Here is an 8,554-nt window from a genome sequence, read left to right on the forward strand (position 1 = left end):
CGCCCACCGCGCCGACCCGTCAGCGCGCCCGGACCGGAACGCCCCGCCGACCCCCTTCCGGCGGGGCGTTCCCCGTGCCGTCGGCCGCCACGAACCCGCGCGGCCCCCACGCCTCGGCCAGCGTGATCGAGGCCACGCCCGGCACCGTCAGCGCCCGCACCGAGTCGGCGAACCACCGCTCGGCGGCCGGCGTGTGCTGCGCCGGGTCGGTCGCGTCCGGAACGGTCTCCGGCCCGTACCCGTGCTCGACGGTCGCGTCCGTCACGACCCGGGTCGGCGCCGTCGCCACCGCGTTCCACCGTGGCCGCAGCGTCACCGGCCCGACGTGCAGCGCCCTGCCGGCGGCCAGCCTGGAGGCACTGCGCACCACCCAGCGCTGCATCCGGATCGACTCGGTCACCTGATCGGGCGACCGGTCGTGCATCTGCGGCGTCACGCTGCAGGTCAGGGGGCCGTCCCAGCCCGAGAACACCGCGATCGAGCGGTTCAGCTCGGTGAAGTGGGCACGGGTACCGGCGACGACCTCCAGGGTGCCGACCGCTGCCACCGCTTCGCGCAGCGCCCGCTGCAGCGCCGGCGTCGTCACGTGCGACACCGGGTCGAACGCGCCGACGCGAGCCACCGGCCCGCCCTCGAGCACCGCGTCGATCGCCGCGCGCAGCGGCACCGGGTCGTCGGTGACGAACCGGACGTCCAGGGGAGCGCCACCCGCGTCCCGTCGGGCCGAGGCGAGCACCGCCTCGACGTTCGGGGCCCCGAGGGTCGGCTCGACCAGGATTGGGAACCCGCGGAGCAGGTCGGCGTCGTCCGGGCGCGCAGCGACCGGCGCCGAACCCGCGAGCAGCTGGAGCGTCGGCGGCGGCGTGACCACGGCACCGGGACCCGGCCCGTCGAGCGCTGCGAGGTCCGGGGCGGGGGAGGCCGCGCCTCCCGACCGGGTGCCCGGACCACCTGCTGAACCGACCGTCGTCGCACGCAGGGTGAGCCCCTGCCGGACCGTCCTCCCAGGCGTGATCGCGATCGGGAACCGCTCGGCGAGCGGCGTCGAGTACGTCTTGAACGAGGCGTCGGTCCAGTTCCGCTGGTCCTCGGTCTCGAACACGTCGCCGGTCAGGTCGAGCGCCAGCGCGACCGGGCCCGCCGCCCAGTCGAGCCCGGCGACGTCGACGGCAGGCTGGTGCGGCGCGATCCAGAACGGGAACGCCGTCGCGGTGCTGACACCGGACGGATGCCGCACCGTGAGCGGCTGCCCCGCCAGGGTCGGCGGGTGCAGGACGACGAGCCCGAGGCGATTGCGGCGGAAGGCCCGCGTGACCGTCCCGAGCGCGGAGACCCGAAGGGTGTCGTCGTCGAGCGTGACCTCGAGGACCGTGCGGACGACCTCGACGCCGTCGTACCGTGCGCTGGTCTCGATGCGGATGCACCTGTCGTCACCACCGACCGCGCGTGTCAGCACCGTGTCGTCGGCGGTGCGCCAGTCGTGGTCGCGGACGACGAACCGGACGGCGCGCAGGACGAGCACGCCCCGGAAGGCGACGTCGGCGAGTTCGGCTCCGCGCAGCGCCAGACGCCAGTGCCCGACGGACACGATCTCGTCGTTCGACGTCGCAGTCATGGTGCATGCCTAGCACCGGTCAACCGGTTGGGCAATGATGGGGGTGACGGAGCAGCGCTGCTCCGAGGACGGAGTCCCACATGACCGCACGACTCGACGGCCGGACCGCACTCGTCACGGGAGCGGGGTCCGGCATCGGCCGCGCGATCGCCGACCGCTTCGTGGCCGAGGGGGCGAGGGTCGTCTACGCCGACCGGGACGCCGACGCGGCCAACAGTGCCGCCGTCGCAGCCGGTCCGACCGCGATCGGCCTGACGATGGACATCGCCGACGAGGCGAGCGTGGCCGCGGGGTTCGCCGAACTGGCCGACCGTGGTGCGACCCCGGACGTCGTGGTCGCGAACGCCGGGGTGCAGCTGTTCGGCCACGACGCGAAGGTCGCGGACCTGTCGCTGGAGACCTGGGACCGCACGCTCGCGGTCAACCTCACCGGCACGTTCCTGACGATCAAGCACGCCGTCCGGGCGATGCTCGCGAGCGGCACCGGCGGGTCGGTCATCGCCACCGGGTCCCCAACCGGCTTGAACGGTGAGGGCGCCGACTTCGCGGCGTACTCCTCGACCAAGGGCGGCATCCACGCACTCGTCCGGGCGACCGCGATGGCCTACGCGGGGAACGGCATCCGGGTGAACACGGTCGTGCCTGGCTACACCGAGACCGGCCTCGTCTCGGCGATCTCCGGCGACCCCGAGGCCCGAGCCGCGATCGTCGCCCGCACCCCCCTCGGCCGCCCGGGCACCCCCGACGACGTCACCGGGATCATGGTCTACCTGGCCAGCGCGGAGTCGTCCTACGCCACCGGCGCGGAGTTCCGCGTCGACGGCGGCATGACGAGCCTCTGACCCGTCTCGGAGGCCCGGTGCGCCCCGCCGGACCCTCCCACGCCCGACATTTGGCCGCGGAACGCAGCAGGTGGTTCCGCGGCTCCCGGCACGCGTACCGTCCGTCGCGATGACCGAATCGCCCACCACTGCCCCGTCGAACTACGAGTCCGCCGACGGTGTGGACCCCCTGCACCTCACCACCTACCGACAGGTCCGCAAGGCCGCCCGCCGCGGACACGCACTGCCCGGCGACGCCGGTGAGCCGTCCCTGGCCGACCTCGTGAACGCACGGGGGAACGGCACCGCTGAGTCCCGCTGACGCAAGCTCACGATCCGGTCTCGACGAGGTCTCGATCGGGACACGACGACGCGAGCAGCACGAGGGTGCTGCCACGATGACGTTCATGGTCTCCTTCCGGTCCGCACTGCCCCTGGTCGTCGTGAGCGCGGTCCTCGTGTCCGGTTCGCTCGCCGGGTGCTCGGCCGATGCGGGCACCGCGGCGGTGTCGACGTCGACCCCGACGCCGACCTCGGAGACCTCGGACGCCCAGCCCGTGCGCGGTGCGACGGACCCGATGGAAGAAGACCGGAGTGCTGCGGCGATCTGCGGCCAGATCAGCGCGCTGACGACGATCTCGCTGAACGCGACGGTCGCGCACAGCCAGGGCGATCTCTCCGAGGCGCAGTACCAGGCACTGATCGCCGCCGAACGCTTCGGCTACGAGCACCTGTCGAGCAGCGACGAGGAACTCGACGACGCGATCGACTACGCGCACGAGTACCTCGACGCGCACCCCGCACCGGAGTCCGGGCCGGCGCTCGAGATGACTCCCGGGTGGGAACTCGTCGGGCGAACCCTGATCACCGCGTGCCGGGGGGCCGGGTCGAACGTCGTGGGCACCGCCCAGTACGGCGGCTGACGACCCTGATCAGCTTCCCGTGACCGCTGCCACCAGCGCGTCGAGCGCGCGGTCGAGCTCCGGCAGCGTCACGGCGCCGTAGCCGAACACGATGCCCGGCGGCGTGCTGCCCGGCGCGAGCCCGTACTCCTCGAGCGTCGCGACGAGCACCCCGGCGTCCGCCAGCCGAGGCGCGATCTGCGCCCCGGTGGTCGGACCCGACCACGTGACCACCGCGTGCAGCCCGCCGTTGAGAGCACGGGCCTCCAGGCCGGCGACGCCGCCGAGCCGAGCCGCGATCCGGGCCCGGCGGTGCGTGTAGTCGCGGCGCACCCGACCCAGGTGCCGCCGCAGCGCACCCGTCCGCAGCATGTGCACGAGCGCGGCCTGCACCGGCTCGGCGACGACCGCACCACGTGCCCGACGGGCGGCGAGCACCGCCTCCGTCACCGGGGAACCCGTCGCCGCGACCGTCGGCAGCACGACGTACGCGCAGCGCAGCCGGGGGTCGAGCGTCTTCGAGAAGCCGCCGACGTGCAGCACCACGCCCTCCGCGTCGAGTGCGGCCAGCGCGGGCACGGGCGCGCCGCGGTGCCGGAACTCCGAGTCGTAGTCGTCCTCCACCACCACGGTGCCGGTGGTGGCGGCCCAGGTGAGCAGCCGCCGGCGCCGGGCGACGGGCATCACCGACCCGAGCGGGTACTGGTGCGTCGGGCTGACCAGGACGGCGTCGACCGGTCCGGCGGCCTCGAGCGCGTCGAGGTCGAGGCCGTCCTCCCGGACCGGGACGCCCACCAGGGACCCGCCCGCGCTCGTGATCGCACGGTGTCCGGTGCGGTAGCCGGGGTCCTCGACGGCGACGACGGGAGCGCGACCCAGCAGCCCCCGCAGCGCCTCGGTGACGAGCGACAGCGCCTCCGAGGTCCCCGCGGTCACGAGCACCCGGTCGACCGTCGCCGTGAACCCGCGGGTCAGGCCGAGCTGGGCGACGACCTGTGCCCGCAGGTCGGGGGAGCCGAGCGGGTCCGCGATCGCGTTCCGGAGCGGGGCCGACGCCGCTGCGCGCCAGGCTGCCTGCCAGTCCCGCTGCGGGATGGCCGTGACGGCGGGGATGCCCGGACGGCAGTCGATGAGCGGAGCGGACGGCGAAGCGGCCGCGAGGCTGACCGCGCCAGAGCCGGCGGTGTCCGTGCCGACGGCCGACGGCGCACTCGTCGTCGGCCCGTGCAGGTCCGCCGCGACCCGCGCGAGGGCACCGTGCCGCGTCCGCAGGTACCCCTCGCCGTCGAGCTGCTCGTACGCCGCGACGACGGTGCCCCGGGCCACCCCGAGTTCCGCCGCGAGCGCCCGCGTCGACGGCAGCGGATCGCCTTCGCGCAGGGTGCCGTCGTGCACCATCCCGCGCACCCGTGCCACCACGCCGGACACCTTGCTCGACTGGTCCACCGTGATCGCCCCGATCTGGTCCACATGCCGGACCACTGGTGACCCTAGCGTGAGCCCATGCCCACCCCGAACACCCAGCCGAACCCGACGGACCCGACCGCCGACGGCCCCTCGCTCCGTGTCCGCCGCCTGCGCGACCGCCAGTCCGACGACCCCGCGGTCCTGCACGCGATCCTCGCCGAGGCGCACCTGGCCCACGTCGGCATCGTCCGCGATGGCCACCCCGTCGTCCTGCCGTTCCTCTGCGCCGTCGGGGACCTCGGCGACGGCCCCGTCCTGCTGCTGCACGGCTCGACCGGTGGCGGTCTGTTCCTCGACGCCGGGGCCGAGGGCGTCCCGGTCGCCGCCACCGTCACCCACCTGGACGGCCTCGTCTTCGCACGCTCGACCAACGACAGCTCGGCGAACTACCGCAGCGCGATGATCGCCGGGCGCGCCACCGTGGTGCCGACCGACCTCCGCACCGAAGCCCTCTGGCAGGTGGCCGACCACCTCATGCCGGGCCGCCGAGCCGAGGTGCGCGAGATGACCGCGAAGGAGGTCCGCGCCACCCAGGTCCTCCAGCTGCCCCTCGACCGCGCGAGCGTCAAGGTCCGAGCCCACGGTGTCGGCGAGGACCCGGCAGACGGCGAGGACCACACCGTCTGGGCGGGCGTCCTGCCACTCGCGGTCCGCGCCGGGGTCCCGATCCCGGGGGACATCTCGGGGGACAGCCCGGTGGACGCATCGGTCGTCGCGCTGTCGGCTCGCCTCGACCGCCTGGCGGCCGACCGGGAGGCCCGGATCGCCGCCGTCATGCGGGTCACGCCGGTCTGAGCCCGGGTCCACCGCTACGGGCCGGCTCCGGAACGCCCGTGCGCGCCGTCGGAGTGGCCTGCGAGCGGTGCTCGTTCCTGTGACCAGCCGCAGGAACACTCCGGCGCTGCCCAGCCGCGAGCACCGCCGTGACCAATACGTTACTTTCCGGACCGCCGAGTGGTCCCGACCCGGAAGGACACATGGGACGCCACACCCTGCCTGCAGCAGCCGACGACCGTCAGCCCGCGCGAACGCATGCGCACCCCGCGGTCGGCCCCGCGCCGCTGACGCCGGACACGCAGCAGTCCCGTCCCCGTGGTCGCCGCTCGGCCCTCGGCCCCGCGGCCGCCCGTTCCACCTTCGTCGAGCACCCGAAGCCGGCCCTGACCGTGCGGATGCAGCCGCGTCCCGCCTCCGTCGCGTCGTCGGCCGGCAGCGCGGTGCTGAGCCGGACCGCCACCCTGCGCGCCGAGCGCGCCGTCGACCCGCGGCACATCCGCCGTTCCGCGAACGCGAAGCGCGCGGCGATCCTGCTCGCCCCCGCCATCGCGGTGACCTCGAGCCTGACGCTCGCCCTGCCCGCGAACGCCGACACCCTGCCTGCGGACACCCGTTCCGGCACGACCACGGCGCAGGACGCCCAGACCTTCACGGTGGCGCACGACGTCCAGGTCCCCGTGGTCTCCACCGACGGCATGACCACCACGACGACGATCGTGTCCTACCCGACGCTCGACCTCCGCTTCGGGGTGACGACCGCGCAGGCGCAATCCGCGTTGTCCGCCGCACTCTCGGCCGGGGGCGATCGGGCCACGATCGTGCAGACCGCCCTGCAGTACATGGGGGACCCGTACGTCGAGGGCGGCGCGAGCCACGAGGGCATCGACTGCTCCGGGCTCACGATGGTCGCGTACCAGGCGGTGGGGATCCAGCTCGTGCACTACGTGCCGACGCAGGACGCCGTCGCCACCACGATCCCGGAGTCCGAGGCGTTGCCGGGCGATCTCGTGGTGTACGACGACGAGGACCACGTCGGCCTGTACCTCGGCCAGGGGCTCGTGCTGCAGGCACCGCACCCGGGCGAGGTCGTCGACATCGTCCCGATGTACTCGGCGGCGCACCACTTCGCGCGCGTCCTGCCGGCCGGCGGCTGACCCGACCAGCTGTGGTGTGGCCATGGTGGTGACCAGCAGGACCACCCGGACGGGGCGTCCCCACCGATCACGGGCCTCCCGTATCCTGGAGTGATGGCTTCCGACACCCGCACCCCGTTCGAACAGCAGCAGTCTGCTCGTCCGCAGGTGCGCCCGCGCACCGAGGGCTGGAAGCAGGCCACCGACACCGACGGTCGCCCGCTCCTGCAGTTCGCGTCCCCGAAGCGTGGCAAGCCGCCCGTGCACCTGGCCGACCTGACGGCCGAGGAACGCGAGGCCCGCGTGAAGGAACTCGGCCTGCCCGGGTTCCGCGCCAAGCAGCTCGCGACCCACTACTTCCAGCACTACACGTCCGACCCGGCGAAGATGACCGACCTGCCCGCCGCCCAGCGGGAGCAGCTCGTCGCCGGGATGCTGCCGCCGCTCCTCACCGAGACCCGGCGGCTGGCGACCGACAACGGCGACACGATCAAGTTCCTCTGGAAGCTGCACGACGGCGCCCTGGTCGAGTCGGTCCTCATGCGCTACCCGGGCCGCATCACCCTGTGCGTCTCGTCCCAGGCCGGGTGCGGCATGAACTGCCCGTTCTGCGCCACCGGCCAGGCGGGGCTGACCCGCAACATGTCCACCGCCGAGATCATCGAGCAGATCGTCCGGGCCAACGCCGCGATCGCCGCCGGTGAGCTCGGAGGCGATCCCCGCAAGGGCGGCCAGGACCGCGTCGACGCCGAGCGCGTGACGAACATCGTGTTCATGGGCATGGGGGAGCCGCTCGCGAACTACAAGCGGGTGATGGACGCCGTGCGGTTGATGGTCGCACCGCAGCCGAACGGTCTGGGCATGAGTGCCCGTGGCATCACGGTGTCGACCGTCGGCCTGGTGCCGGCGATGATCAAGCTCGCGGACGAAGGGATCCCGCTCACCTTCGCGCTCTCCCTGCACGCCCCCGACGACGAGCTCCGCGACGAGCTTATCCCGGTCAACTCGCGCTGGAAGGCCGACGAGGCGATCGACGCCGCCCACAACTACTACGTCAAGACGGGCCGTCGTGTCTCGATCGAGTACGCGCTCATCAAGGACATGAACGACCACGCCTGGCGAGCCGACCTGCTCGCCGAGAAGCTCAACAAGCGCGGCAAGGGGTGGGTGCACGTCAACCCGATCCCGCTCAACCCGACACCGGGCTCCGTGTGGACCTCGTCCGAGGTGCACGTGCAGGACGAGTTCGTCCGCCGACTCAACGCCGCCGGCATCCCGACGACCCTGCGCGACACCCGCGGCAAGGAGATCGACGGGGCGTGCGGGCAGTTGGCAGCGGCGGAGTAGGTCGGTCGGATCAGCGGGACCGGTCCAGTCCGGTTGGTCTGGTGGTCGTCTGTTCGTTCAGTCGGGAGGCACGGTGCGGGTTCGCACCGTGCCTTCCGTCGTTCTCGGGGATCGCGCTCACCCCGTCGATCCCCGGAAACCCGGGGGACACGTGCCGTTCACCCGACTGCGACACGCCCGGGAGGGACGACGGTTGGCAGGGCCCCCGGGGCGTGTGTAAAGTAATCACTCGTTGCCGCTGAGGCGGAGAACGGAACGGCCGAGACGGTCACAGGGTGCAAGCCCTGGATGCGCAGTCCGGACGGGGTCCCGCTCAGGCAACCAACTCCTCGGAACCACGACCTCTGGTTGTGTGCCCGGGATGTTGTACAAGACGAATGCCTCTCTGGCGGAACCTTTTGCGGGTCGAGCGGGGAGTGCGTCTGGTCCTTGAGAACTCAACAGCGTGCACATTGTCAATGCCAATTTATTGATTGACCTCGTGCCTGGTCG

General features: G+C 72.9%; 8 protein-coding genes. 6 read left to right on the plus strand and 2 right to left on the minus strand.

All coding sequences use genetic code 11. The annotated features are described in order from the left end of the window. Nucleotides 1-19: 19 nt before the first annotated feature. Nucleotides 20-1,615, minus strand: coding sequence for a hypothetical protein (locus tag DEJ30_RS17050; RefSeq protein ID WP_110862851.1), 1,596 nt, complete (start codon nucleotides 1,613-1,615; stop codon nucleotides 20-22). An 80-nt stretch (nucleotides 1,616-1,695) separates the two neighbouring features. Here DEJ30_RS17050 and DEJ30_RS17055 point away from each other — a divergent pair, with 80 nt between their 5' ends. From DEJ30_RS17055 to DEJ30_RS17065, 3 genes are all read left to right on the plus strand, one after another. Continuing rightward, nucleotides 1,696-2,457, plus strand: coding sequence for an SDR family NAD(P)-dependent oxidoreductase (locus tag DEJ30_RS17055; protein ID WP_110862852.1), 762 nt, complete (start codon nucleotides 1,696-1,698; stop codon nucleotides 2,455-2,457). A gap of 109 nt (nucleotides 2,458-2,566) precedes the next feature. Beyond that, nucleotides 2,567-2,758, plus strand: coding sequence for a hypothetical protein (locus DEJ30_RS17060; RefSeq protein ID WP_110862853.1), 192 nt, complete (start codon nucleotides 2,567-2,569; stop codon nucleotides 2,756-2,758). A gap of 85 nt (nucleotides 2,759-2,843) precedes the next feature. Further along, nucleotides 2,844-3,359: a hypothetical protein gene (locus DEJ30_RS17065; protein ID WP_146238634.1), complete on the plus strand. Its 516-nt coding sequence runs from the start codon at nucleotides 2,844-2,846 to the stop codon at nucleotides 3,357-3,359. A gap of 9 nt (nucleotides 3,360-3,368) precedes the next feature. Here DEJ30_RS17065 and DEJ30_RS17070 read toward each other — a convergent pair whose 3' ends face one another. Next, nucleotides 3,369-4,820, minus strand: a complete 1,452-nt coding sequence (locus DEJ30_RS17070; protein ID WP_146238635.1) for a PLP-dependent aminotransferase family protein — start codon at nucleotides 4,818-4,820, stop codon at nucleotides 3,369-3,371. 21 nt (nucleotides 4,821-4,841) lie between these two features. On the opposite strand from DEJ30_RS17070, the gene DEJ30_RS17075 reads away from it, so the two are divergent. The 3 genes from DEJ30_RS17075 (at nucleotide 4,842) to rlmN (ending at nucleotide 8,062) form a co-directional block, all read left to right on the plus strand. Continuing rightward, nucleotides 4,842-5,600, plus strand: a complete 759-nt coding sequence (locus DEJ30_RS17075) for a pyridoxamine 5'-phosphate oxidase family protein (protein ID WP_110862856.1) — start codon at nucleotides 4,842-4,844, stop codon at nucleotides 5,598-5,600. A gap of 182 nt (nucleotides 5,601-5,782) precedes the next feature. Further along, the gene (locus DEJ30_RS17080) at nucleotides 5,783-6,736 is read left to right on the plus strand and encodes a C40 family peptidase (protein ID WP_110862857.1); all 954 of its coding nucleotides are present in this window, start codon (nucleotides 5,783-5,785) and stop codon (nucleotides 6,734-6,736) included. Nucleotides 6,737-6,829: 93 nt separating this feature from the next. Then, a complete protein-coding gene (gene rlmN, locus DEJ30_RS17085) occupies nucleotides 6,830-8,062 on the plus strand; it encodes a 23S rRNA (adenine(2503)-C(2))-methyltransferase RlmN (protein WP_110862858.1) in 1,233 nt (410 codons plus the stop codon). The last annotated feature ends 492 nt before the right edge of the window (nucleotides 8,063-8,554 follow it).

Origin of the sequence: Curtobacterium sp. MCPF17_003 (assembly GCF_003224385.1) — a bacterium.
GTDB lineage: Bacteria > Actinomycetota > Actinomycetes > Actinomycetales > Microbacteriaceae > Curtobacterium > Curtobacterium flaccumfaciens.

What these genes read in the sequence shown, in the direction of transcription:
- DEJ30_RS17050 (WP_110862851.1), bottom strand. Translation starts at nt 1,615, where the DNA reads ATGACTGCGACGTCGAACGACGAGATCGTGTCCGTCGGGCACTGGCGT.
- DEJ30_RS17080 (WP_110862857.1), top strand. Translation starts at nt 5,783, where the DNA reads ATGGGACGCCACACCCTGCCTGCAGCAGCCGACGACCGTCAGCCCGCG.
- rlmN (WP_110862858.1), top strand. Translation starts at nt 6,830, where the DNA reads ATGGCTTCCGACACCCGCACCCCGTTCGAACAGCAGCAGTCTGCTCGT.
- DEJ30_RS17075 (WP_110862856.1), top strand. Translation starts at nt 4,842, where the DNA reads ATGCCCACCCCGAACACCCAGCCGAACCCGACGGACCCGACCGCCGAC.
- DEJ30_RS17065 (WP_146238634.1), top strand. Translation starts at nt 2,844, where the DNA reads ATGGTCTCCTTCCGGTCCGCACTGCCCCTGGTCGTCGTGAGCGCGGTC.
- DEJ30_RS17060 (WP_110862853.1), top strand. Translation starts at nt 2,567, where the DNA reads ATGACCGAATCGCCCACCACTGCCCCGTCGAACTACGAGTCCGCCGAC.
- DEJ30_RS17055 (WP_110862852.1), top strand. Translation starts at nt 1,696, where the DNA reads ATGACCGCACGACTCGACGGCCGGACCGCACTCGTCACGGGAGCGGGG.